The organism is Corynebacterium faecium, assembly GCF_027257105.1.
GTDB lineage: Bacteria > Actinomycetota > Actinomycetes > Mycobacteriales > Mycobacteriaceae > Corynebacterium > Corynebacterium lehmanniae.
The window spans coordinates 1-24,339 of the sequence record NZ_JAPYJX010000005.1 but is presented as its reverse complement, the minus strand read 5'-3'; the positions used below and the strand labels follow the sequence as shown (position 1 = coordinate 24,339).

Here is a 24,339-nt window from a genome sequence, read left to right as displayed (position 1 = left end):
TAAGCTTGGGGGTGACAAACCATTGAAGGAGGACAACGATCATGGCTGCACAAGCACCCGAGCAGTTCCTCGAGGTGGAGATCAAACTCGCCGTGGACGAGGGCACCGGCATGCCGGACCTGACGCAACTGCCCGGCGTGGAGGAAATCGCCAGCATGCGCGAGCACAACCTCTCCGCCGTGTACTACGACACGAAGGATCTGCGCCTGACGCGTTCCAAGATCACGCTGCGCCGCCGCACCGGTGGTGCGGATGACGGTTGGCACCTCAAGCTGCCTAAGGAGGGCGGGCGCAACGAGGTGCGGATGCCTCTCGACGATCCATCGGCCGTGCCCGAGGAACTTCTGGCCCAGGTGCGCTCGATTGTGCGCACCGAAGAGCTTGCGCCGGTGGCGCAGGTGGACAACCGCCGCGTGGAGATCCTGCTGGCCGGTGCTGAGGGCGAGGTCGCTGAGTTTTGCGACGACCACGTCACCGCCTGGTCGCTGCTTCCCGGCGGCGAGCGCACCAATTGGCGCGAGTGGGAGCTCGAGCTGGCCGAGGCGCTCGCCGGCACCGAAGCGGGCGAGACGCTGATTAACCAGGGCACGAGCTTTTTGATCTCGGCGGGCGCGCGCAAGTCGTCCTCGCCGTCGAAGCTGGCCACCGCGCTGGGTGATTCGGTCAAGACCGCTCCCCTGCCGCCGCACATGCAGGCCGAGCTGGAGGCGGACTCCCCGGCGGCGGCCGTGGTGGATTCCCTGCGCAAGCAGCGCGACGCCATCGTTTCCTGGGAGCCGCGCGTGCGCGCCGACGAGTACGACTCGGTGCACCAGCTGCGCGTGGCAACCCGCGAAATGCGCTCCCTGCTGGAGACGTTCGAGGGTGTTTTGGAGGGCGAGCAGCTCGGCGCGCTTGAAGACGAGCTGAAGTACGCCGCCGGCGTGCTGGGCGTGGCCCGCGACGCCGAAGTGGTCGAAGAGCGTTTCCTGGAGCTTCTGGATTCGGACGAGTCCGGGCTGGTTGACGACGCCGCCCGCGCGCACATCGCCGGCGATATGCGCCGCGACTACAACGAGGCCCACGCCGAGATCGTGGCCATGCTCGACTCTCAGCGCTTCATGGATCTGCTGGACGCGATTGACGGGTTGTTGGCCGTGCCGCCCGTCGCAAAGCAAGAGGTGTCTGAGGACACCCCGGCGGAGTCGAAGGAGGTCCTCTACGACCACCTGAAACGCGGCTACAAGAAGCTGAAGAAGCGCCACGACAAGGTCGACGAGCACTACCACGACACCGACCTGCCGCTGCACGAGCGCGAAGACTACGTCCACGACGTGCGCAAGGCCGCGAAGAAGCTGCGGTACTCCGCTAACGCCGCGGCCGACGCCGGTTTGAAGGCGGGGCGACTGGCGAAGGCGTGCAAGGCGCTGCAATCCAAGCTGGGCGACTTCCAGGACGCTGTGACCTCGCGCGACCGCATCCAGCGGCTTGCCGAGGAGGCCCGCGAACGCGGCGAGGACACCTTCAGCTACGGCATGCTCTACCAGCGCGAACTCGACCGCGGGGAGCAGGCCTTGAGCGGCTACGACGAGGCCGTGCGCGAGGTGCGCAAGGCGTTTAAGAAGATCAAGCCGTAGGGCTTACCCGGGCTACTTCTCCCAGGACGGGGCCTCGCCCCAGTTGTCGTCCGCCTCGTCCTGGTTGTCGGCGCTCTTGTTGCGCTGCGCGGCGATCTGCAGCGCGGACTCGGCCTCCTCGCGGGTGGCGTAGGGGCCCATGCGGTTGTCCCAGGCGGCTTCCTTGCCCTGGGTGACCTCGCCGGTGGTCGGGTTGTAGTAGAACTGCTCGTCTGCCATTGTTTCGTTCCTTTCGTGGTTTGCTTACCCGTCCGACTGTACCGGGGCGGTTGGTAGTGTGGTGGCGGTTAAAAGGAGCGTGACATGGCATTGTTTGAAACCCCCTCCGTCTCCCCTGTGGAGCGCGTTAGCGCAGCGTCTGGGCGTGTCGCATCCGCGCCGGGCACGTGGGTGCTCATCGGTGAAAACGTCGACCACTTCGGTGGCGTGACGCTGGCGGGCACGGTGTCGCTGCGCGCGGCCGCGGCGGTGCACCCGCGTTCGGACGGCGTGATCTCTATTGCGGCCAACGGCCCGCTCGGCCAGGAGTTTAAGGCACAATTGCCTTACGATGACCAACCCGCCGACGGCCTCGCCCTCCGCTGGTGGGGGCTGGTGCACACGCTGGTGCAGCGCCAGGTGCTCTCCCGCGACACCGCTGGCATGGACATCACCGTGGAGTCGGACGTGCCCGTCGGCGCGGGCCTGGGCGCGCTGTACGCCGCCGACGCTGCGATCGCGCTGGCGCTGGCAGGTTCGCACGACGACGTGGACACTGCCCCGTTCCGGGCCCGGCTTGCAGAGATCTGCTCGCACGCCGTGGCCACCTACTCGTCGCAGCCGGTGCTGCGCGCCCGCCACTCGGTGGCGCTGCGCGGGGCCGAGGGGGTGTCGGTGGTGGACTACGCCGACGGCTCGTTAACCCAGGCGCCGCACCCGTCGCGCCACGGCGTGCGCGTGTTCTCCGTGTCGAAGGAGCTCGGCGCGCCGTTTACGCAGTCCCGCGACGCGATCGCCGAGCGCCGCGCGTTCATCGACGCCGCCTGCTCCAACTTCGGCGTCTCCTCGCTGCGCCAGCTTCCCGACGCCCCCGGCCGCGCCGTCCAATGGGTCGAGGCACGCCGCACCGCAGGTGACTCGAATGCGCCGGAGCCGGAGGCCGCGCGGCGCTGGGTGCAGTTCTGCGAATCGGAGACGCTGCGCTCCCTCGCCGCCGCGAAGGCCCTGCGCTCGCGCCGCGCCAACGAGCTGTTCACCCTGCTCAACTCGCCTTCCGAGTCCCACGGCCTGACCTCACCCGATGCTCTCGTCGCCCTGGCCCGCGAGCGCGGCGCCGTCGCCGCCCGTCCCGCCGCCATCGGCACCTCCGACGCCGTGATCGCGTTCGTGCCTGTGCAGGAGGCGGACGCGTTCGCGTCCGCGATGGCGCGCGAGTTCGAGGTGGTGGAGGTCGCCGCCGGCGAGCCCGCCCGCCTCGAGGGGTAGGGCTTCCCGCCCCCTAGTCAGCGGGCCAGGCGAACCCGACCTCGCGCGCCGCCGGCTCCGCCCGCACGAGGGAGAACTTCGTCTCGGCGCCTTCCTCGGGCGCACCCGCGGACGGCGCGAGCACCGGCGGGTCCACGATGAACACGCGAGCAGCGTCCTCCCCGCTCTTCAACGTCACTCCGTCGAAGTTGTGCCCCACCCACGGCTCGAGCACCGTCGCCTCCGTCAAGTGCAGGCACGCCTTCTCCACCGTGTTGGCGAGCTGGGAGGACCGCCCCATCGTCTTGATCACCCGCGGGGCGTCGCGCTCGACCCACTCTGGAACGTCCTCACCTGCGCAGATGGCAAGGCAGACTTCGGTGGCGTAGCGGTCGATCAGCCGCCGCAAGGGCGCGGTGACGTGCGAGTAGAACCCGCCGATGCCGGCGTGCACCTCCGCCTGCTTCTCGGACAGGTCCACATAGCCGGACCCGCGCAGCAGTTTCTGCGCCTCGCGCATCACCGCCATCCCGCGCGGGGTGTCGGCGTCCACGCCGGCCAAAAACTCGCCGATGTCGCCTGCGACCTCGTAGCCCAGGTTGCGTGCTTCTCGACGGAACTCCGCCTCGCCGCCCTCATCCGCCGGGCCCAACGTGCGCAGGAATCCCACCCCGGCGTCGACCATCATCCGTCCCGCCACCATGCCGGTGAGCAGCGAGATCTCCGAGTTGTAGTCCATGACCGGGTGGCGCGGCTCGATGACCAGCTCGAAGGTGTCGCCGTCGCCGACCACGCGCACCGACGGCAGGCGCAGGTTGATCGCGTGCCTGCGCAGCGAAGACTGCTGCCGCAACTGCCCGACCTCCTCCAACAGCGCAATCGACGGGTGCACCGTCCCTGCCTGCATGTCTTCGTGCACGCCCTCATAATCCAGCCGTGCCACGGAGCGCACCAGCGCGCGCTCCACGTGTGCGGAGTCGACCTCGCCGCGCTCGTCCAGCTCGAACGTCCACAGCACGGCGGGCCGATCCACGTCGGGAAGCAACGAAGCAGAGCCCTCCGAAAGCTCCTCCGGATGCAGGCGCGCGGGCTCGTCGGGCAGGTAGATGGTCTGGCCGCGCTCCAACGACTCCGCCGCCACCGCAGAATCCGGCTCCACGAACGCAGCCACATCCGCGATCGCGTAACGCACCACGTAACCGCCGCCGTCGCGGGCCTCGATGTGCACTGCCTGGTCCAGGTCCTTCGACCCGACGGGATCAATGGTGACCAGGGGCACGGAGCGGGCGTCGATACGCAAATACGAAAAGCGGTCCTCAAGCTGGGCGGCTTCGGCGTGGAGCTCCGGCGCAAATGTTGTGCGCACGTCGAATTCGCGCGCAATCGAGCGGAAGTTCAGGGGCGCGGCGTAGAGCTTCATAGGAAGCCATCGTGCCACGAAAAGGGCGAATGAGTCGGCCTGTGAGCCGGATTCTGTTCCCCGTGCGGGGCGGCGACCATCCATCTGGACCACCCATTGCTGGGCGCCTCAAGCAGCTACCTTCGGACTGGGCGGGCAGCCTACGTCCGACGACCTCCGCCTTGCGGCGGGGGCTCTTGCCTTGCTCCCGGTGGGGTTTACCTGGCCACCTGCGTCACCGCAGATGCCGGTGCGCTCTTACCGCACCCTTTCACCCTGACCTCGTTGCCGAGGCGGTCTACTTTCTGTTGCACTTTCCCGCGGATCGCTCCGGGTTGCTGTTAGCAACCACCGTGCCCTGTGGAGTCCGGACTTTCCTCGACCCGCGCCTTCCCGTTCAACGGTGGTTCGCGGTGCCGCGGCCGCCCGGCCGGCTCATTCGCGAGGTACAGCATACGCTTTCCGCCGGTTGGAACGGAACTGTCGGGCATCGTGCGAGGATGCTTACCCCAGGATGCTTATCCCTCGAGAGCGTTGCCGAGCATTTCTCGCGGCCACTCGAGGAGTAAGCGTTTAGGAGTAAGCATTCTCCCCCGGTAAGCATCCTGGGGTAAGCATCTAGCCCCGAAACCTACCCGCGGTGGTGGGCGACGTCGTTGACGCAGCGCACCACGCCAAAGTCGCCGTAGTAGTCCACGACGCTGATGCTGGCCAGGTCCAAAAACAGGTGTTTGAACAGCTCCGGCCCGGCGCCGAGGGCCTGGCGGACGAACGACTTCACCGGCGTCATGTGCGTGACCACCAGCACGGTCTTCCCCTCGTAGCGTTCCTGCAGCTTCGACCGTGTGCGCGAAACCCGGCGGTGCAGCGCGGTCAGCGACTCGCCGCCCGGGGGCGCGTTATTCGGCGAGGACTGCCACTCGTCGAACGCCGACGAATCCCGCGCTACGGCCTCGTCGCGAGTGAGCCCTTCGAAGTCGCCGAAGTCGATCTCGCGCAGCCCCTCCTCCACAACCACGTCGAGCCCGAGCGCCCCGGCGGCGATGCGGGCGGTGCCCTGCGCGCGGGCCTGCGGCGAGGCGACGACGGCGTCGATGCGCCCGAACTTCTTCAGCGCGTCGGCGGCCCGGCGCGCCTGGTCGCGGCCGGTGTCGGTCAGCTCGGGCTCGGCGGCGCCGGAGAAGCGCTGCTCGGCGGAGTGCTGGGTCTGCCCGTGCCGCAGCAGGATGAACCGGGTGCGCGGCGCGTCGGCACCCGCCCACTGCGCGGGGCTCGCGGTCTGGTGCGTGTGCTTCTCGACGTCCTCCGGTTCCCCCCGCTTCTCCCCCACCCACACGCCAGTGCCTTTGACGATGCCGGGTTTGTCGCCGCGGGCGGCGGCGTCCATGGCCACGTTGGACAGCTCGTCGGCCTTTTTGTTTTTCGCGCGGGGGACCCAGGTGTAGGTGACCTTCTCAAACGAGGAGGCCAAATCGCGCGCCTCCCGCGCCAGTTTTTGCATGTCCGGGTGCTTGATTTTCCAGCGGCCGGTCATCTGCTCCACGACCAGCTTGGAGTCCATGAACACGTCCACCTGCGTCGCCCCGACCTCACGGCAGGCATCCAGGCCGCGCACCAGGCCGTAGTATTCGGCGACGTTGTTGGTGGACTTTTTGCCCACGACGTAGGCGATCTCGCCGAGCGTTTCCCCGGAAGCGTCGTAGACCACCGCGCCGGAACCGGCCACACCCGGGTTGCCGCGGGAGCCGCCGTCGCAGTACATCGATACCTGCATCAGCTACTCCGCCGGAGAAACCCGCACCAGCAGCGTGCCGCAGTTCGGGCAGGTGGGAAGCTCGTCTTCCGGCTCCGCCAGCACCTCGGCGCGCTCGGCCGGCGGCAGCTGGATGAAGCAGCCGCCGCAGGCGCGGCCGTTGAACTTGGCGGCGCTGATGTCGTCGTAGGCGCGGAGCACGTCGTCAGGCAGCTGCGCCCGAAGCGCATCGGTGTCCACGATCTCTTCCTCGGGTAGGGCGTCCACGGCGCGCTGGGCGGCCTCGACCTTGCGGTTGGCCTCGTCGACGCGGGCGGCGTGCACGTCGCGGTTGTTGCGCAGCGCGGCGATCTCGTTGTGCGCCTCCTTCAGCTCGGAGAGCAGGTCCGCGATGCGGGACTTCGCGGCGTAGCGGTCGTGCTCGAGGTCCTTGCGGCGCTCCGGATCGGTCTCGGCGGACAACTGGCGCTTGTCGTCCAGCTCGCGCTTCTTCAGCTTCCGCTCGTCTTCCTGGATGCGCAGGATTTCCAGCTCCATGTCGTCGACTGCGAGTTGGGCTGCGGCGGAGGCGTCGGTGAGGCGCTTGCGCTCGTCGATAAGCTTCTGAAGCTCCTGCTCCTCGGGGCGCACGCGCGGCTGCGAGGACGCGGCGTCTGCCTGCGCGAGCTGCAGGAGGACGGGCTGCAGGTCTTTGGAAAGGTGCATCGTTTCTCCTTACTCGGGGTGCGCGGAGATGGTCCACGGATCCGTGCGGATGTGTAGGATCTCGGTGTCCACGCTTAACGGAGCCACGATACTCTCCGCCTGCTCGGTCCAGGGAAACTCGCTGGCCCAGTGGGCGGTGTCGATCACGGCGGACCCGCCTGCGCGCAGGTGCTCGTCCACGGGGTGGTGGCGCAGGTCGGAGGTGACGTAGACGTCTACGCCGAGCCGCGCCACATCTGCGAGGAAGCTGTCGCCGGAGCCGGATGAAACGGCGACCTTCTGCACAATCTGGTCGGGGTCGCCGGCGGCGCGCACGCCCCACGCGGTTTCCGGCAGCGCGTTGGCCACTTGCTGGGTGAACTCGCGCAGCGTCATCGGTTCGGGCAGTTCGCCGATGCGGCCCAGGCCGGTCGCTTTCTCTAGGTCCTGGGTGTCGGCCATCTGCACCACGTCGAACGCGGGTTCTTCGTAGGGGTGCGCTTCGCGCAGCTTCTCGACGATCCTCCGGCGGTCCCTCGCCCTCGCCACAAACTCGACGCGGATCTCGTCGCCCGTGTAGTGCGTGCCCACGGCTCCGTCTGTGGGGTTCGCGCCCTCGACCGGGGTGAACTCGCCGGTGCCTTCGACGGAGAAGGCGCACTCGCGGTAGTCCCCGATCGCGCCGGCGCCGGCGCTGAACAGTGCGCGCTTCAGGTCCGCGGCGGCTGCCGGCGGGACGTGCACGCCCCAGCGGTCGGTGGCGTCGAGGAGCACCGGCTTGATCGGGCGGCCCGGCGTGATACCGACTAGCTCCGCCAACTTGTCGGACACCCCCGGGCGGGCCGAATCCGCGTTGGTGTGAGCGGCAAACAGCGCGCAGCCGCCGGCCAGCAGGGTGTGGATGACCTTGCCCTTCGGCGTGTTCGCCGCCACCGAGTGCACGCCGCGAAGCAGCAGCGGGTGGTGCACGACCAGCAGCTGGGCGCCCGCGGCGACGGCGCGCTCGGCCACCTCCTGGGTGCAGTCCAGCGCGAAGGCCACCTTGGTCACCTTCGCATCCGGGTCGCCGCAGATCAGCCCCACCTGGTCCCAGCTTTCGGCCAGCGCGGGCGGGTAAGCGGCCTCCAGCGCGTCCACAACTTTCTGCACTGTTACGTCTGTCATGGCAGCCAGCCTACAAATTTGGAACAGTGGGGTGGCGTGAACGCTACTTTGCTTTTCGACGTCGACGGCACGCTCATCGACTCCTTCCCCGGCATCCGGCACGGCTTTTTAGTCGGGCTGGAGGCCGTGGGCTGGGAGGCGCCGGAGGAGGAGTTCATCCGCCGCATCCCGGGCCCGCCAATGCCGGAGACGATGCGCTCACTCGGCATGAGTGCTGCGCAGGTAGATACCGCCATGCGCTCCTACTCGGACTACATGTCCGGCGAGGGGTGGCAGCGCTTCGAGGTCTACCCCGGGATGGATGCGCTAGTGCGGCGTTTAGCTGGGGAGGGCTACGGCGTGTGCACGGCGACGTCGAAAAGCGAACGCTTCGCCCGTGCCGCCTTGGAACGCGCGGGGCTTTTGGAACACATCGACTTTTTGGGCGCGGCGTCCAATGATGGGGTGCGCGCGAAGAAGGTCGACGTGATCCGGCACGTGCTGGATGAGGTGGCGCCGAAGCGGCCGCTGATGATCGGCGACCGGCTGCACGACTTCGAGGGCGCGAAGGAATTTGGCATCCCGAGCGTGGCCATGACCTGGGGCTACGGCGCTGCCGAAGAGTGGGATTTGGCTGACTTTGTGGCGCGCGACGCCGCCGAGCTGGAAAGGATCATCCGTGAGTTCTAAATTGCACATCGATTTTGTCTGCACCGGCAACATCTGCCGCTCCCCCATGGCGGAGGTGATCGTGCGGGACAAGCTCGCGGAGGCGGGGCTGGGGGATGCGGTGACGGTGACGTCATCAGGCATTGGCGGCTGGCACGTCGGGCAGAAAGCCGACGAGCGGGCGCGGCGCGAACTGGCCGCCCACGGCTACGACGGCGAGGCGCACCGCGCCCAGCAGTTCGGGTTTGCACAGGAGCAAGCCGACTTGATTGTCGCGCTGGACACCAACCACGTCTCCGAGCTGGTCGCGCGCGGCGTACCGGAAGAGAAGGTGCGTCTGCTGCGCTCCTTCGACCCCGCTGCCGAAGACGGCGTCGGCGTGGCCGACCCCTACTACGGCGGGCCCGAGGGCTTTACGGTGGTGCGCGAACAGATCGAGAGCGCAGCTGACGGCATTATTGCCTGGGTGCGCGACCGACTAGACTGACCCGGCGTGAGCGCCAGAAACCAGACCCCGAAGCCGTGGTGGCGGCAGATGCTGACCCCCGGCTGGGTCATCGCGGCGCTTCTCATCGGCGTCTTTTCCTACTACGCGTTTACGTTCCTGGCGCCGTGGCAGCTGGGCAAAAACGAGGCGCTTGTGGAGCGCAACGAGCATATCTCCGCCGCCTTCGAGCACGACCCGGAGCCGCTGTCCTCCCGCGTGGGTGCCGACGGCTCCTTGGGGGCGGACGCCGAGTGGTCCCGCGTGGTCGCCACCGGCCACTACACAGGCCAGGACGTGCTGCTGCGCCTGCGGCCCGTCGACGGCACACCCGCGTTCCAGGTCCTCACCCCGTTTGCCCTGGATGACGGGCGCGTGATCGTGGTCCACCGCGGCTGGGTGAAGGCCGAAAACTCCACCCAAGTCCCCGCCGTGGAGCCCGCACCTTCCGGCGAGGTCACCATCACCGGCCTACTGCGTGCCGACGAAGGCGAGCACCCCAACCCGCCCATGCACGAGCAGGGCTACGACATGGTCTACTCCATCAGCCCCGCCCAGGTCGGCTCGTTGACCGGCACCGATGTGGTCTCGCCGTACTTGCAGCTCCTCGGCGGCGAGCCGGGCGTGCTCGACCCGATCCCGCTGCCGCAGCTGGAAACGGGCAACCACCTCTCCTACGGGCTGCAGTGGATCCTGTTCGGCCTCGCCGCCCCAGCGGGCCTGATCTACTTCCTCTACGCCGACTCCCGCGAGCGGCGCCGCTTCGAGGCCGAGCAGGAGCAATTGCTTCTCGACGACACCACCGCCGCCGGCAGCCCCGACCCGGATCCTTCTCCCGCTGTGCCCGCTGTTTCCACTGCCCGGTCCCGCCAGCGCTACGGCTCCTCCCGCGCCAACCCGTGGGCCAAGGCCTACGATAAGGAAGAAGAACGCTAGCTTTCCTTGATCGTTGAGGGGGACGGATGTCTACCGCCGTGAATTCGACCGCCGACCAGCTCCACTCCGCCCTGTTCACGCTCGAGTCCGCGGGTGTTGGTCTTGCGGATGACATCGAGGTTGACGACATCGACGACGCCGTCGCCGACCACCCGGTAGTGTTCCCCACCCGCCCGTTCGCGGTGTTGGCGCAGGTCGCGGAACTTGCCGAGTCTGCCGCCGACGAAGCTCTGTTCGCTCTCGCCCGCCCCGGCTCCCTGGAAACCCGCGCCGCCCGCGCCTGCGCCGCCGCCGGCGTCGAACTGTGGGACCTTTCCGTTGTCCCCGACGCCAAGGGCTCCACGGCCGGATCCGCCCGGGTGCAGTTCTCCGAGTGGGACGTCGCCGACGTGCCCTTCGATGGCCCCTCCCCCTGCTTCGAGCTGGCCATCCTCGCCGCCGTCGAGTCCCGCGCGCTGTAGCCCCGCACTGCCCGCGCTCCTCTGCTGGCGCCCCTGCCCAGGGTCTGTGGGCACCGAAACCCCGCCCCAGGCTAGATGCTTACTCCTAAACGCTTACTTCTCGACGAACCTCCGGCCGCGCCCGCCACGCCACTCGAGAAGTAAGTATCCTCGGGTAAGCATCTTGGCCGGGTAAGCATCCTGGGGTAAGCATCCTCGGCCCAGATGAGCTGAGTTACCCAGCCAGCAGCAGTTTTCGCTTCCCGTAACGGCTCTGCTACTCTGCTTGCTACGCGCGCCGTTAGCTCAGCTGGAAGAGCAACTGGTTTACACCCAGTAGGTCGGCGGTTCGAGCCCGTCATGGCGCACCAAATCATTGGTCCCGTTCCGGCATTCCGGAACGGGACCATTCGCGTTGCCGCCAAGACGGAACCAGCGGCCCGAACCCGGCGAACCCGGCGGGGCTAGCGGTTGCGGGGTGTGAGGCAGGAGCCCTGCCAGGCGCCGAAGCGGTCCGCCTTCGTCTGGATGAAGCCGGCGAGCTGGGCAGACTCGGCGATCTCGCTGGGCGGGACCACCCCGGCGGAGGCGGAGCCGGCGCCGGGGGTCATCAGCCAGATGCGGCCGCCGGGGCCGAGGCCGCGGGAGACGTCGACGAGATCGTCGACGAGGTCGCCGTCGCCGTCGCGGAACCAGAGGAGGATGGTGTCGCAGGGTTCGTCGGCGTCTTCGTCGAGAAGCTCGGCCCCGATGGCATCCTCGATGGCCTCCGAGATGGCGGAATCCGCGTCCTCGTCCCAGCCGATCTCCTGCACAACATCACCCGGTTTTACCCCCAGGCGGGATGCGTAGGTGTCCACTCCTGTGGCACTCAAATCTCCATGTCCTCCAAGTATCAAAATGGTGTGGTTTGGGCGATAGCTTAACGTCGAGAAGCAAAGAATGCTTGGAAACTCGTGATTAGTCTCACCAAAGGCCACCCGCTGTAAGAAAGCGCGCGCGTAAGCACGTATCCTTGGGGACGTATTGCCCGACTGAAGCCAGGAGGTTGAAGTGGCCCAGAAAGAGACCAAGATGGAAGACGCTCGCGTGAAGAACGCGTCCGAAGTTGACACCAACATTCTCTCGCTGCGCGAAGGCGTAGCGTCCTACCTGCACGACGCAGACCCGGAGGAAACCCAGGAATGGATGGACTCCCTCGACGGGCTGCTGGAGGAATCCGATCCGGAGCGCGCCCGCTACCTCATGCTGCGCCTGATCGAGCGCGCCAACGCCAAGCGCGTGCCGCTGCCGGCGCTGTCCTCGACCGACCTGGTCAACACCATCCCCACCAAGCTCGAGCCGGAATTCCCGGGCGACGAGCAGATTGAGAAGCGCTACCGCCGCTGGATGCGCTGGAACGCCGCAGTGATGGTGCACCGCGCGCAGCGCCCCGGAATCAAGGTCGGCGGCCACATCTCCACCTACGCCTCCGCAGCGGCGCTGTACGAGGTCGGCTTCAACCACTTCTTCAAGGGCAAGGACGCACCGCAGGGCGGCGACCAGGTCTTCTTCCAGGGCCACGCCTCCCCCGGCATGTACGCCCGCGCCTTCATGGAAGGCCGCCTGAGCGAAGACGACATGGACGGCTTCCGCCAGGAGCACTCCCGCAAGCAGGGCGGCCTGCCGTCCTACCCGCACCCGCACGGCATGCCGAACTTCTGGGAGTTCCCCACCGTGTCCATGGGCCTGGGCCCGATGAACGCGATCTACCAGGCACGCTTTAACAAGTACCTGCAGGACCGCGGCATCAAGGACACCGACCAGCAGCACGTCTGGGCATTCCTCGGCGACGGCGAGATGGACGAGCCGGAATCCCGCGGCCTGATCCAGATGGCCTCCCTGTACGGCCTGGACAACCTCACCTTCGTGATCAACTGCAACCTGCAGCGTCTCGACGGCCCAGTGCGCGGCAACGGCCAGATCGTCCAGGAGCTGGAGAGCTTCTTCGTCGGCGCCGGCTGGAACGTGATCAAGGTCGTGTGGGGCCGCGAGTGGGACGAGCTGCTGGAAAAGGATGAGGACGGCGCACTCGTCCACATCATGAACACCACCAAGGACGGCGACTACCAGACCTTCAAGGCCAACGACGGCGCCTACGTCCGCGAGCACTTCTTCGGCCGCGACGAGCGCACCAAGAAGCTCGTCGAGGACATGACCGACGAGGAGCTGTGGAACCTGCGCCGCGGCGGCCACGACTACCGCAAGGTCTACGCCGCCTACAAGCGCGCGCTGGAGACCAAGGGCAAGCCGACCGTCATCCTCGCCCACACCGTCAAGGGCTACGGCCTCGGCCACAACTTCGAGGGCCGCAACGCCACCCACCAGATGAAGAAGCTGACGTTGGAAGACCTCAAGCTCTTCCGCGACAAGCAGCAGATCCCCATCTCCGACGAAGAGCTGGAGAAGGACCCGTACCTGCCGCCGTACTACCACCCGGGCGAGGACGCCGAGGAAATCAAATACCTCAAGGCCCGCCGCGAGGAGCTCGGCGGCTACCTGCCGGAGCGCCGCGAGAAGTACACCCCGCTGGAACTGCCCGAGTTTGAAAAGACCTTCAAGGCACTGTTCAAGGACTCCGGCAAGCAGGAAGTCGCCTCCACCATGGCGCTCGTGCGCACCTTCAAGGCGCTCATGCGCGACAAGGAGCTGGGCAAGCGCGTCGTCCCGATCATCCCGGACGAGGCCCGCACCTTCGGCCTGGACTCCTGGTTCCCCACCCTGGGCATCTACAACCCGAACGGCCAGAACTACGTGCCGGTGGACCACGACCTGCAGCTGTCCTACAAGGAAGCCACCGACGGCCAGATCCTGCACGAGGGCATCAACGAGGACGGCTCGTCGGCCTCCTTCATCGCCGCGGCGACGTCGTATGCCACCCACGGCGAGCCGATGATCCCGATGTACATCTTCTACTCGATGTTCGGCTTCCAGCGCACCGGCGACAACTTCTGGGCCGCCGGCGACCAGATGGGCCGCGGCTTCATCATCGGCGCCACCGCCGGCCGCACCACCCTGTTCGGTGAGGGCCTGCAGCACATGGACGGCCACTCCCCGATCCTGGCGTCCACCAACCCGGCCATTGTCTCGTACGACCCGGCGTTCGCCTACGAGATGCCGTACATCATCTCCAAGGGCATCGAGCGCATGTACGGCCAGGGCGCCGGCAAGGACGAGAACGTGATGTACTACATCACCGTCTACAACCAGCCGCACCACCAGCCGGCACGCCCGGAGAACCTGGACGTGGAGGGCCTGCACAAGGGCATCTACCTCTACGACGAGGGCAAGGACCTGGACAACAAGGTCTCCCTGCTCGCCTCCGGCGTGGGCATGCAGCAGGCGCTGCGTGCGCAGGAGATCCTGCAGGAGCAGTACAACGTCGGCGCCGCGATCTACTCCGTGACCTCCTGGACCGAGCTCGCCCGCGAGGGCCAGGCCAAGGCCACCGAGCAGCTGCTCAACCCGGGCGAAGATGTCGAGGAGGCCTTCGCAACCAAGCAGCTGAAGCAGACCTCCGGTCCGTACATCGCGACCTCAGACTTCGCTTCCGACCTGCAGGAGCAGATCCGCGCCTACGTCCCAGGCCAGTACATCGTGCTCGGCGCCGACGGCTTCGGCTTCGCCGACACCCGCGAGGGCGCCCGCCGCTTCTTCAACATCGACGCCGAGTCCATGGCCGTCGCCGCCCTGCTCGGCCTGGCCAACGAGGGCAAGATCGACCGTTCCGTCGCCGCCCAGGCAGCGAAGGACCTGAAGATCGACGACCCGACCGCCACCGCCGCCAAGACCGACGGCGAGGACGAGGGCGACGAGAACGCCGCTGAGTAGCTTGAGTTAGGGCCTTCTGCCTAGCGACGGAGGGGCGTTCCCGGTAGCGGAACGCCCCTTTTCGTGTGCCTTTTTGGGGTGGTTTTGGGCGGGGCTTGGGTGGATTCCTGACAGATTACGGCGGCCCTTTGTGCCGACCTGGGCCGATGGGGCCAGACTGACAGATTCCGCCGCGATGCGTCTGGGCCGCGCGTCCTCGTCTACCGGCACGCCTGGATTTGTTCACTACGTGATGAATCAACCCACCCCTTTCGAACATCCGACCTGGGCAAAATGAACAAACCACCGCGAAGATGAGGGGTTTGTTCACCAGCTAGCAGCCCGCGAGTGAACAAATTCCCGGGGATGGCCCCGGGAGAGCCCGGGGCCCCTACATCTTGGGCAGGAACTGCTGCAGCTGCGGCCACGCGAAGGCGGCGGCGCTTACCAGCAGCGCCAGGATGCCGAAGACGAGAGCGGCCTTCTGCGCCGTGGACGACCCGTTAGAGCCGCCCTCTCCGCCCGGCGCCGGCGAGTCCTGATCCGGCTTCGCCGCCGGGGGCTCCGGCAGCTCCACACCGACACCAGAGTTGTCGATGCTGGTCCAAGTCTTGCGCTCCGACCCATCCGCGAACGTAGTGACTACCTCGAAGTTTGCGTCGCTGTAGGAGTCGGTCGGCACCGTCGCGGTGATGGTGCCCGTCTTCTGGTCGACGCTCCAGTCCCACCCCTCGCCGCCTGTGACTTTCCAACGAGCGTTCGTCGGCAGATCCAGCTGGTATTGGTTCTCCGGCGTCAAGGTCACGGTCTGGCCGGGGTTGGCGGTGACGCGGGCGTCGTAAAGCGGGTTGTAGTAGAACGCGTCGTCGGAGGTCAGCGCGACCTTCTGCGAATACAGCTCATTCGACCCGTCCGGGAACAAAACGCGGACCGAAAAGTCGATGACGTTTTCGCCGGGCTGCGGGGGTGTTTCCCTGGTGTAGTTGTTCAGCCTGACGCCGAGCGGCTTGTCCACAAATTCGGTTTCCCCGTTGAACAGCTGCGCCTTCTTCCGCAGCGTGTCCTCGCCGGTCTGCTTCCACTTCGTCCCCTCCGGCACACCGAGAAGCTCGTATTCGACGGTCTCCGAATACCCGTCCCCCGGCTTCACAGCCGCATGCCGCGGCGCCGGATCGAAGTGCGGCGAATACTCGTCGGACATCGCGGCGGAGGCGGCGGGCGCGAGCAGGCCAGCGGCGACGACGACCACGGCCGGAAGTGCGAAGCGTTGCATGCGCTTATCATAACGGCATGGAACTTTCGCAGCGGTTGGACCTTGGCGGCTTGCTCGCCGACGACACGGACGCCCAAGAGCAGGCGGAGGCGCGGGGCACGTTCGCGCGCATCGCGGAGCTCGTGGAGGACGTCTCGGGCGTCGACATTGAGCCCGGGACGAGGTTGGACAGGAGCGGGGTTTCGTCGTTAAGCCGCATTGAGCTCGCGGTTCGCATCGAGGAAGCATTTGGAGTGCCTATCGACGAGCACGTGTACGCCCAACGCACCACCGCCCAGGATCTCGCTGACTATGTGGAGGAGCACCAATGATTTCGTATTTGACCGACATGGACGGCGTGCTGCACCGCGAGGGCGAGATCATCCCCGGCGCCAAGGAGTTCATCGGCGCGCTGCGCAGCGAAGACATCGACTTCATGGTGCTGACCAACAATTCGATCCAGACGCCTCGCGACCTCTCCGCGAAGCTGATGCGCATGGGTCTGGACATCGAGCCGGAGCGCATCTGGACCTCCGCCACCGCCACCGCGAAGTTCCTCTCGCAGCAGGCGGGCGTGGCTTCCGCATACGTCATCGGGGAAGCTGGCTTAACGACGGCGCTGCACGAAATCGGCTGGATCCTCACCGACGCGGACCCCGACTTTGTCGTGCTGGGCGAGACTCGCACCTACTCGTTTGAGGCGCTGACCACCGCGTCGAACCTGATCCGAAACGGCTCGCGGTTCATCGCCACCAACCCGGACCTCACCGGCCCAGGGCCCGCGGGCGTGGTGCCGGCGACCGGGTCCGTGGCCGCCATGATCACCGCCGTGACCGGGATGCGCCCCTACTACGTGGGCAAACCCAACCCGGTGATGATGCGCTCGGCGCTCAACAACATCGGCGCGCACTCCGAGAACACGGTGATGATCGGCGACCGTATGGACACCGACGTCAAGGCCGGCCTCGAGGCGGGCATGCGCACCGTGCTCGTGCGCTCGGGCATTTCCGACGACGCGGAGATAGCTAAGTACCCCTTCCGCCCCACCGCGGTCCTGGACTCCGTAGCGGACCTGGTGGACCGCATCCGCGACCCGTTCGACGACGGGTTTTACGCGGACGGCGAGTAGCCACCAATCCCCCTCAGAATCCCCTGAACTTCTTGCGGGTCACCGTATATGATTTTGCCCTCGCCCGCTATGTTCTCAAGGATCGCGCCCGGGTTTTCCTGGTTGCGCGTCCACACGACAACGTTGGCGGGCACCCCAGTCCAGGCTTATACCTGCCGGGATAGCTCGTACGCTCCATTTTCCGCCTGCACCGCCACCGATTCGCTGTCCACCAAAATGAGCAAATCAATGTCGCTGGAATCCCCCATGTCGCCGCGAGCCGCCGAACCGAAAAGTACGCACCCCGCCACGCGCACAGGCCAAGTATCCAGGGACTGCGCGATGCGGGAGTACAGCTCCTCGGTCGAGTGAGCGATTTCCTGGATCGGGCCAGCAAGCAGGTGGTGTTGATTCAGCGAGTACCCCCTCGCCTGCCCCAGCACCCGCTCATGAACCACCGCAGTCCGGGCGAGCCGTTCCAAACTCCGGCGCACGCTGGACAGCGACGGACCCGCCGCCAGGCCGTAAACCTGCTGGGCGGTGAGCTCCACCGGCGCTCGGCCGAGCGAGAGCAGCACCGCCGCATCCGCATCTGAGCAGATGGCAGTGAACGGGTTCTGAAGCTTCATGGCGTCAATCTTGACACGCTTGTTTCATTTTTGAAACAGCTGCGTCAAAAGTGACACCACAGCCCCCTAGACCAAAGCCCAACTACACCGCCGAGTCGGAGCCGGCGACGTAGAAGCGCTGGTGGTTGACAAACTCGTCCATGCCCAGCGGGCCGAGCTCGCGGCCCAGGCCGGACGCCTTCACGCCGCCGAAGGGCAGCTCGGCGCCGCGGGCCTGCGGGATGTTCACGTGGATCATGCCGGTGTCGATCTTCGCGGCGACCTTCTTGGCGCGCTCGGCGTCTTCGGACATCACGGCGCCGCCGAGGCCGTAGCGGGAGTTGTTGGCAAGCTCGATCGCCTCTTCCTCAGAGGACACCTTGTATACCTCGGCCACGGGTCCGAAGAACTCCTCGTAGTAGGAGTCGGAGCCGACGGGGATGTCGGTGATCACGGCCGGGGTGATGTAGGCGCCCTTGCCGGTGACCTCGCCGCCGACGCGCAGGTTCGCGCCGTCCTCGACAGCCAGGCGTAGCTGCTGCGCGAGCAGCTCGGCGGCGTCGCGGGAGGACAGCGGGTAGAACTCGTTGCCGTCGCCGGGGTTGAGCGGGTCGCCTTCGCTATACGACGCCGCCAGGTCCACCAACGCCTGCACAAACTCGTCGTAAATGTCCTCCATAACGATCATGCGCTTGTTGGACGTGCAGGCCTGGCCCACGTTGCCAATGCGCTTGTTCCACGCGGTCTCCGCGGCGGCCTTGACGTCGGAGGCGTCCAGCACGACGTAGGCGTCGGTGCCGCCGAGCTCGAGCACGCACTTCTTCAGCGCCTGGCCCGCCTGGGACGCGATGGTGCGGCCGGCGCGCTCGGAGCCGGTGAGCGACACGCCCTGGACGCGGTCGTCGTTGATCAGCGTGGAGACCTGCGAGTGCTTGGCGTACAGGTTCGTGTACAGGCCCTTCGGCGCGCCCGCCTCGTCGAAGATCTTGGCAATCGCCGCCGCAGAGCGCGGGCAGATCTCGGCGTGCTTGACCATCACCACGTTGCCGGCCATCAGCGCCGGCGCCGCGAAGCGCGCGACCTGGTAGTACGGAAAGTTCCACGGCATGATGCCCAGGATCACACCGAGCGGGACCTTGCGCATGACGGAGGTGCCGCCGCGCTGGTTCGGGATCTCCTCGTCGGCGCCGAACTCAGCGCCGTTGTCGGCGTAATAGTTAAAGATCTCGACGACGTCGTTGATCTCGCCGTCGCCCTCCTTGACCGACTTGCCCATCTCTTCTGCGATGATGCGGGTCAGCTCGGCACGTTGCTCGTCGAAAAGCTTCGCAACCTTGCGAAGGACCTCCGCGCGCTCCTCGAAGCTCCTCTCGCGCCACTGCTTGAACGTGTCGTTTGCGGTGGTCAGCGCGGTTTCGAGCGCGTCGTCGGTGATAAAGTCGAAGGACTCGACGATCTCGTTGTTTTTCGGGTTTTGTACGCGGTATTTAGTAGACATGCGGCCCATCGTAGGAGCGTGGCGTGAGGCTCGCCACAAAATTTTTCTCCTGCGACAGCCGGTCCATGGCCTGCGCGAACGGCTCGATCTCGTCGTGCGTGGCGTAAATCGTCTCGCGGCACGAGTACGTGCGGTCCGCGCGCTGCTGCCAGCGGGTGAACCAGATTTCGCCGGGCGCGCCGTCGGGAAGCAAGAGCATTTGCTTTTCGACGCTCCGCCGTTCCCGCACCCCCATCCCCTCAACGCAGAATGTCCACGCGAGTCGGGTGCGCGGGGCGCGGCAGGTGGGTGCGGCCAGTGTTGTCGTCATTGGTGGGGACCCTTCTTGCGGGCGCCTGGTGGCGGCGGCCCGCATCGGTGGCGGCACACTCCGACCCCGGTGACTAGGCAGGATGTTTGCGCCGCGGCGGGTGCCGGCGGCTACTGCCGCGCGGCCCGGCCCGGTGACTAGGCGGACCCGGCGCGCGGCGGAGTGTGAGACGAGAGGTTCGTCTTCCCCAACGGCCTCTGATTTCTCTCGGCCGATATTGCTTCACACGAGTTGACTCGAGCAACCCTCAACCGCTGGTTGATCCCCCTATTTGTTCGAGCTTCGGTTGAGGTTGAGGAGACTGATAGTGGGATTCGATTAAAGCAACATAGGATAATAAGACGCATTAACGTTCTATGGTTTCTTTAATATAGGAGTGCCTGTGTCCCCTACCGATACATCGGAGCAAGAAGATATTGCCGGTACACCCCACATCCAAGGAGAAGAGCACCTCCCGGATACCAAGGATCCAACTGTGCGAAACTTTTTGGGATCAATGGTTGCCACTCAGGTCATAATTTGGGCGATCTTTTATGCAACTGGGTCAATAGCGTCGACGCTGTACACAAACGGCGACGCGCTTGCCCGAGACCTCGGCTCCAATAACCCGCTGACACTCGGGGCATTTTTGACGGGGGTAGTCGCGCTTGTGGGCCTGTACTTCGCCATCGAGGTCGATCCCCTCAAACGATTTAAATCCAGCGCGGGCGAGTCTGTCCAATATGTTGCGGCTTCCGCCATCTTGGCCGTTGGGATCCTAAATGTCGTGTGGGAGTACTTGCGGGTTCTTGCAGTGAATACCAAAGCGCATGCGATCCGACAAATCGATTTGATGCATTATGCATTCACGCCAAACGTTTTGTTAATCTCAGTCACTACAGCTCTGGTGTTCGGGATCTGCTATGTCGCACGTGACAGCCTGAAATTAACGTCGCGAGGTTTCAGACGTGAATTGGCGTCGGTCTCCGAAAATACGAAGACCCAGACAACAATACTAACCGCCTACCGCGACAACGAAGTTGAGCGATTCATTGTGCTAGCTGACCGCTTTCCGGGAACCGGCAAAATCAAGAGGAATCTTGAGGTCACCCTTCTAGTAACCATTTCCTCCTTAACTTACATACTGATGGGGCTAATAGCTACAGGACTTGGTAGACGGCTGGCCGACCGCAAGGTCTCGATTGGTGGACGAGATTTCCCCCTTGTAACTGCCATCGACAATCACACCGCCATTGTGTGGGTAACGCTTTTCATCATCTGGCTCAGTGTCGAGTATGCAGCATTCAAGCATAAACGTCACCGCATATCGAAAGGCTTACTGGTGTCCAGGTCAGAGCTGTTCAGCATTCTATTTCTTCTGATACCACTCGCGACGCTGTACTGGTTAGTTTCTTTCTTCTGGGGACTTGCACCGTTCACAGTCCTGACGGTGTTCTTGGTCGTACGACTCAACCGCCACCGGCGTCAGATGACAGCCATTTCCCGAATTTTTAAGTAACATTCAACCGTTTGTCAAGCGTACCGACGCCCTTAGACCAATCAAGAGGATGAAAATGGGTAGCACATCAATAAACACCGAAAGTATGGATCCCGAGGCAACCGATCCCAAAAAGCGCACCAAGGTTCGATACACAGAGCGACAATACGAATTCGAACTGTTTAACTCGGACGGTGAAGCCCAGGAGAAACTTGATAATCGTGGGAGCGATCGAACAAACCATTCTCGATCAGAAGATAGCCAAAAGAAACGGAAGTCATCCTTTGACTTAGGGACCAGCATCTCGATCCGCGATACCATAAACAAGCTGATTTGCAGTCACGAGTCCCTAACGAGACGCGTTCGAACATTGGAAGATCAAGTCCCAGTCATGGGAGCAGACGGCTGATCTCCCCTACAGCAACCGCACCGCCAGCACGCCGAGGAAGATCACCACCAGGCCCGCCAGGCGCGTCGCCGTCAGCGGGTTCTTCCGCGCGCCGAACGCCCCGCGCGCCTCCAGCGCCTGGCCCGCGGCGATGGTGCCGGCGTTGAACGCGATCACGGTGGTGGCGGTGCCCAGCAGCGGGGACAGGGTCGCGCCGGAGATCACGAAGGTCGCGCCGACTAGGCCGCCGACCCACATCCACCACGGCCCCGGCTCCGGACGCCGCGCAAGCTGGCGGGGGCTGGTCACCAGCACTGTCACCAGCAGCAACAAGGCACCGACGGCCAGGTTGATCTCGCCGGCGTGCAGCGACGACCCGGCGATGGTGCCCAGGTAGCCGTTCACCGCGGTCTGCACCGCGGACCCCACGCCGACGAGGACGCCAAGGGCGCGGAACAGCCAGAGTTCGAGGCCGGCCGCGTCGCCGTCGATAGGCGGCCGCTTCCCCGCCCGCAGCACCACAACGATGCCGGCGAGCACCACCAACGCCCCCGCCACGCGCATCCACGTCACCGGCAGCACGGGCGCGCCGAACAGGCCGAAGCGGTCGATGCACATGCCCATCACTACCTGACCCAGAATCGGCAGAACCACGGTCTGCACCGCCCCGAGCCGCGGGAACAGCAGGATGTTGCCCAGCACGAAGCACACGCCCATCGCGCCGCCGAGCCACACCCACCAGGGCGCGCTCACGCCGTCGTCAAACTGCGGCATTGGGTTGCCCTGCAGCACCGTCGTCGCCACGATCGCCACAAGCAGCGCCACCGTAAACGACACCAGCGCGGAGACCACCGGCTTGTTCCCCACGCTCATACGCAGGCGGGAGTTCGCCGCGGTCTGGATCGGAATCAGCCCGCCTACCGCGAGCGCCACAAGCAACAGCATGCGCCGATCTTCTCACGCCGAGCGCGCGGCCACTTCCCTAGCCCGCAGCGGTAGCTACTTCAGCCCGTAGGCGCGGTAGAGCGCGGCGATGAACTCCTCGTGGGTGATGTCGCCGTCGATGGCGGCGAGCTCGTCGCGCACGTCTTTACGCGTCGGCGCGGAAATCAGGGTCGGGTTGGCGCTGCGCTGCCGGTACGTAACGGGCGGAAGCTTGCCGCCGACCCGGTGCTTCATGCGCGTGAAATAGCTGTCCACGGGCGCGAGCGCCTCCACGCCCGGCACCGACCAATCCAGCCAGTACGCGGCCACACCCAGCGCAATCCCGAGCAGCGCGGAGACCGCCAGGCCCACCGACTGCCAGCCAAGGTCGTAGAAGAGCTGCACGCTTATCGACGACACTATCGCCGGGACCACGTACAACTGGCGGTCAATGAGAATGTTGGGAATCTGCCCGATCATCATCTCGCGGATGACCATGCCACCGGTGGCGGTGAGCACGCCCATGAGGATGCAGCCGAACCACGTGACGTCGGCACGCAGCGCTGTGACCGTGCCCGTGACCGCCCACACGCCCACGATGACCATGTCGCCGTGGAAGCGGAACAGCTCCCACGCGCGACCGCCGATAGACAGCGCGAACGCCACCAGCGAACCGACGAGCGCCGTGCCGATGTACCACGGGTTCTGCAGCGCGGACGCCGGGGTGGATCCGATCAGGGCGTCGCGGATCATGCCGCCGGCCATGCCGGAGATGATGGAGATGATCATGAACCCGACGGCGTCGAAACGCATCCGCCTGGCCACAAGCCCGCCCATCAAAGCGTTGAGGAACACGCCGATCAGATCCATCACGGCAAACGAAAAACCCACAGGGGTGAGCACGTTGTCGAAGTACATGCGCGCCATCGTAAAGGGGTTGGCGCCGCTGCGGGGCCGGTTTAGGTTTTGGTCTCCGTGCGCTGCCGCACCTCGTTTTGCAGCATCACCCGCAGCGCCTGGATCAGCTGCTCGTCCGAGGCGCTGTCCAGTGCGTTGCGCACGTCCTCGCCGGACTTGACCGGCTGGCGCGAATCGGTGTCCACGCCAAGCGCCTCGCCGATCTTCTCCTCCAGCGGGCGCTCGAGACGCTTGGTCTGGAGCCCCAACAGCTTGTCGCCTCCGAAGTACACCGCCAACGCAAACAGCGGCGCGGCGATCGCGGCGGCCAGCATGCCCTCCCACACAAGGTCGAAGCGGTTGAGCACCAACATGATCACCGACGCGATGATCGCCGGGAACACCGTCATCTTCTCGCTAGTAAACAGCGCCGGGATCTGCCGCAGCACAACATCTCGGGCGAGCGTGCCGCCGGTTGCGGTGATCACGGCCAGCAGCACGCACGGCACCCAGCTCAGCTCGGCATTGAGCCCCTTGATCGTGCCGCCTACCGCCCACACACCGATGGTGACCACGTCCGCGTAGAACCGGAAGTTCTCCCAGAGCTTGCCGCGCAGGGGCGCAAAGTACGCGATCAGCCCGCCGATCGTGGCGGTGATCAGGTAGCCGGGGTTGGTCATGGCGGCGGCGGGGCCGTCGTTAAGTATGGCGTCGCGCATGAGGCCACCGCTTAACGACGAAATCAGCGCCACGAACGCGAACCCCACAATGTCGAAGTTCATCCGCTTGGCCACGGTCCCGCCGATCGTGGCCGCCAACAACACACCGGTGTATTCGAGGACAAAGTAAAGAGTGCCCACGTCATCAGAGAAGTCCATGGGCGCCAAGGCTAGCTTTCCGGTGGGGGCGGCGTCTGGACGGGCATTAGGTGGTCGGTGTGGGGTTGCTGGGGGCGGCTTGGCGCGGTGGGGAACGTGAGACCCCCTCATGGCCGAAACCGGCTACCTAGAACCGGCTACCAGGCGATTTGGGAGCGCGGACAAAAAGTTGGAGTGTTGGGGGCTGGAAGGTATTCCGATGCCCGCAGGTTTTCCATCTGATATCCGCGTTGGTGCGGTTGAGAGGTTTTTGGCTGGGTCGTCTGCCCGTGAGGTCTGCGACTGGGCTGAACACGCGTGTGGTCGCCGACCGTCGGTGGCGACGGTCGGCAACTGGGTTGCGGCCAAGCGTCGTGGCCAGAGCTTGGACGGTGCCAGACGCGCCTACGACGCTGAGACCATCGCAAAAGTTGTCGCACGCAGATTGACCTCGCAGGCGACAGTGCGTGACATTGCCGTGGAGTTCGATGTCCACGACACCGCGGCACTGACCTGGACGAAGCGGTATTGGCCCGACGATGACGAACGCGATTCGGCAGCGTCGATGACATTCGACGAGGCCTATGCGGCGACAATGGAACGC

General features: G+C 65.6%; 24 protein-coding genes, 1 tRNA gene and 1 other RNA gene. 12 read left to right on the top strand and 14 right to left on the bottom strand.

From position 1 onward, the window contains the following. The first annotated feature begins 41 nt into the window (after positions 1–41). Entirely contained in the window at positions 42–1,616 is a 1,575-nt protein-coding gene (locus tag O5O53_RS06445) for a CYTH and CHAD domain-containing protein (RefSeq protein ID WP_269510127.1), read from the top strand. A 12-nt stretch (positions 1,617–1,628) separates the two neighbouring features. Here O5O53_RS06445 and O5O53_RS06440 read toward each other — a convergent pair whose 3' ends face one another. After that, on the bottom strand, positions 1,629–1,835 hold the full coding sequence (locus O5O53_RS06440) for a hypothetical protein (RefSeq protein WP_269510124.1): 207 nt from the start codon (positions 1,833–1,835) through the stop codon (positions 1,629–1,631). An 84-nt stretch (positions 1,836–1,919) separates the two neighbouring features. On the opposite strand from O5O53_RS06440, the gene O5O53_RS06435 reads away from it, so the two are divergent. After that, positions 1,920–3,080 (top strand): galactokinase family protein, encoded by a 1,161-nt coding sequence (locus O5O53_RS06435; protein WP_269510121.1) that lies wholly within the window; start codon positions 1,920–1,922, stop codon positions 3,078–3,080. A 13-nt stretch (positions 3,081–3,093) separates the two neighbouring features. On the opposite strand, the gene O5O53_RS06430 is transcribed toward O5O53_RS06435, so the two are convergent. The 5 genes from O5O53_RS06430 to O5O53_RS06410 all read right to left on the bottom strand — a co-directional run bounded on the left by O5O53_RS06430 (position 3,094) and on the right by O5O53_RS06410 (position 8,059). Further along, positions 3,094–4,479: an RNB domain-containing ribonuclease gene (locus O5O53_RS06430; RefSeq protein ID WP_269510118.1), complete on the bottom strand. Its 1,386-nt coding sequence runs from the start codon at positions 4,477–4,479 to the stop codon at positions 3,094–3,096. 26 nt (positions 4,480–4,505) lie between these two features. Then, positions 4,506–4,896, bottom strand: an RNA gene (gene rnpB, locus O5O53_RS06425) — RNase P RNA component class A. A 193-nt stretch (positions 4,897–5,089) separates the two neighbouring features. Continuing rightward, positions 5,090–6,232, bottom strand: coding sequence for a bifunctional RNase H/acid phosphatase (locus O5O53_RS06420; RefSeq protein ID WP_269510114.1), 1,143 nt, complete (start codon positions 6,230–6,232; stop codon positions 5,090–5,092). A 3-nt stretch (positions 6,233–6,235) separates the two neighbouring features. Beyond that, positions 6,236–6,916, bottom strand: coding sequence for a zinc ribbon domain-containing protein (locus tag O5O53_RS06415; protein ID WP_269510111.1), 681 nt, complete (start codon positions 6,914–6,916; stop codon positions 6,236–6,238). Positions 6,917–6,925: 9 nt separating this feature from the next. Then, positions 6,926–8,059, bottom strand: a complete 1,134-nt coding sequence (locus O5O53_RS06410) for a Nif3-like dinuclear metal center hexameric protein (protein ID WP_269510108.1) — start codon at positions 8,057–8,059, stop codon at positions 6,926–6,928. Positions 8,060–8,095: 36 nt separating this feature from the next. Between O5O53_RS06410 and O5O53_RS06405 the strand changes: the two genes are divergently transcribed. From O5O53_RS06405 to O5O53_RS06385, 5 genes are all read left to right on the top strand, one after another. Next, entirely contained in the window at positions 8,096–8,728 is a 633-nt protein-coding gene (locus tag O5O53_RS06405; protein ID WP_269510105.1) for an HAD-IA family hydrolase, read from the top strand. Then, positions 8,718–9,194 carry a low molecular weight protein-tyrosine-phosphatase gene (locus tag O5O53_RS06400; RefSeq protein ID WP_269510102.1) on the top strand — a complete coding sequence of 159 codons (477 nt, stop codon included), beginning with the start codon at positions 8,718–8,720 and terminating at the stop codon, positions 9,192–9,194. The genes O5O53_RS06405 and O5O53_RS06400 overlap by 11 nt, the downstream gene beginning before the upstream one ends. Positions 9,195–9,200: 6 nt before the next feature. Further along, positions 9,201–10,127 carry an SURF1 family cytochrome oxidase biogenesis protein gene (locus O5O53_RS06395; RefSeq protein ID WP_269510099.1) on the top strand — a complete coding sequence of 309 codons (927 nt, stop codon included), beginning with the start codon at positions 9,201–9,203 and terminating at the stop codon, positions 10,125–10,127. Between the two features lie 26 nt (positions 10,128–10,153). Continuing rightward, positions 10,154–10,588, top strand: coding sequence for a hypothetical protein (locus O5O53_RS06390; RefSeq protein ID WP_269510096.1), 435 nt, complete (start codon positions 10,154–10,156; stop codon positions 10,586–10,588). 274 nt (positions 10,589–10,862) lie between these two features. Next, a tRNA-Val gene (locus O5O53_RS06385) sits at positions 10,863–10,938 on the top strand. Between the two features lie 93 nt (positions 10,939–11,031). Here the strand turns inward: O5O53_RS06385 and O5O53_RS06380 are convergent. Next, positions 11,032–11,442, bottom strand: a complete 411-nt coding sequence (locus O5O53_RS06380; protein ID WP_239357024.1) for a DUF3052 domain-containing protein — start codon at positions 11,440–11,442, stop codon at positions 11,032–11,034. 199 nt (positions 11,443–11,641) lie between these two features. Here O5O53_RS06380 and aceE point away from each other — a divergent pair, with 199 nt between their 5' ends. Continuing rightward, entirely contained in the window at positions 11,642–14,437 is a 2,796-nt protein-coding gene (gene aceE, locus O5O53_RS06375; protein WP_269510524.1) for a pyruvate dehydrogenase (acetyl-transferring), homodimeric type, read from the top strand. A 370-nt stretch (positions 14,438–14,807) separates the two neighbouring features. On the opposite strand, the gene O5O53_RS06370 is transcribed toward aceE, so the two are convergent. Continuing rightward, positions 14,808–15,689, bottom strand: a complete 882-nt coding sequence (locus tag O5O53_RS06370) for a YPDG domain-containing protein (RefSeq protein ID WP_269510093.1) — start codon at positions 15,687–15,689, stop codon at positions 14,808–14,810. A 17-nt stretch (positions 15,690–15,706) separates the two neighbouring features. Between O5O53_RS06370 and O5O53_RS06365 the strand changes: the two genes are divergently transcribed. Both O5O53_RS06365 and O5O53_RS06360 read left to right on the top strand, forming a co-directional pair. Further along, positions 15,707–16,000: an acyl carrier protein gene (locus O5O53_RS06365; RefSeq protein ID WP_269510089.1), complete on the top strand. Its 294-nt coding sequence runs from the start codon at positions 15,707–15,709 to the stop codon at positions 15,998–16,000. Beyond that, positions 15,997–16,797, top strand: a complete 801-nt coding sequence (locus O5O53_RS06360) for an HAD-IIA family hydrolase (protein WP_269510086.1) — start codon at positions 15,997–15,999, stop codon at positions 16,795–16,797. The genes O5O53_RS06365 and O5O53_RS06360 overlap by 4 nt, the downstream gene beginning before the upstream one ends. Positions 16,798–16,943: 146 nt before the next feature. Here the strand turns inward: O5O53_RS06360 and O5O53_RS06355 are convergent, their stop codons facing one another. From O5O53_RS06355 to O5O53_RS06345, 3 genes are all read right to left on the bottom strand, one after another. After that, positions 16,944–17,405 (bottom strand): nucleotidyltransferase domain-containing protein, encoded by a 462-nt coding sequence (locus O5O53_RS06355; RefSeq protein ID WP_269510083.1) that lies wholly within the window; start codon positions 17,403–17,405, stop codon positions 16,944–16,946. An 82-nt stretch (positions 17,406–17,487) separates the two neighbouring features. Further along, positions 17,488–18,882 carry an NAD-dependent succinate-semialdehyde dehydrogenase gene (locus O5O53_RS06350; RefSeq protein ID WP_269510080.1) on the bottom strand — a complete coding sequence of 465 codons (1,395 nt, stop codon included), beginning with the start codon at positions 18,880–18,882 and terminating at the stop codon, positions 17,488–17,490. Beyond that, positions 18,872–19,192: a hypothetical protein gene (locus O5O53_RS06345; protein ID WP_269510078.1), complete on the bottom strand. Its 321-nt coding sequence runs from the start codon at positions 19,190–19,192 to the stop codon at positions 18,872–18,874. The genes O5O53_RS06350 and O5O53_RS06345 overlap by 11 nt, the downstream gene beginning before the upstream one ends. 382 nt (positions 19,193–19,574) lie before the next feature. Here O5O53_RS06345 and O5O53_RS06340 point away from each other — a divergent pair, with 382 nt between their 5' ends. Next, positions 19,575–20,690 (top strand): hypothetical protein, encoded by a 1,116-nt coding sequence (locus O5O53_RS06340; protein ID WP_269510075.1) that lies wholly within the window; start codon positions 19,575–19,577, stop codon positions 20,688–20,690. Between the two features lie 394 nt (positions 20,691–21,084). Here O5O53_RS06340 and O5O53_RS06335 read toward each other — a convergent pair whose 3' ends face one another. Genes O5O53_RS06335 through O5O53_RS06325 form a run of 3 tightly spaced genes read right to left on the bottom strand, consistent with a single transcriptional unit; the run spans position 21,085 to position 23,756 of the window. After that, positions 21,085–22,002 carry a DMT family transporter gene (locus O5O53_RS06335; RefSeq protein WP_269510072.1) on the bottom strand — a complete coding sequence of 306 codons (918 nt, stop codon included), beginning with the start codon at positions 22,000–22,002 and terminating at the stop codon, positions 21,085–21,087. Between the two features lie 54 nt (positions 22,003–22,056). Then, entirely contained in the window at positions 22,057–22,899 is an 843-nt protein-coding gene (locus tag O5O53_RS06330) for a trimeric intracellular cation channel family protein (protein WP_269510069.1), read from the bottom strand. Positions 22,900–22,940: 41 nt separating this feature from the next. Then, the gene (locus tag O5O53_RS06325) at positions 22,941–23,756 is read right to left on the bottom strand and encodes a trimeric intracellular cation channel family protein (protein ID WP_269510066.1); all 816 of its coding nucleotides are present in this window, start codon (positions 23,754–23,756) and stop codon (positions 22,941–22,943) included. 199 nt (positions 23,757–23,955) lie between these two features. Here O5O53_RS06325 and O5O53_RS06320 point away from each other — a divergent pair. Beyond that, positions 23,956–24,339, top strand: a 384-nt coding sequence (locus O5O53_RS06320; protein WP_269510063.1) for a hypothetical protein, incomplete at its 3' end; no start/stop codon positions are given.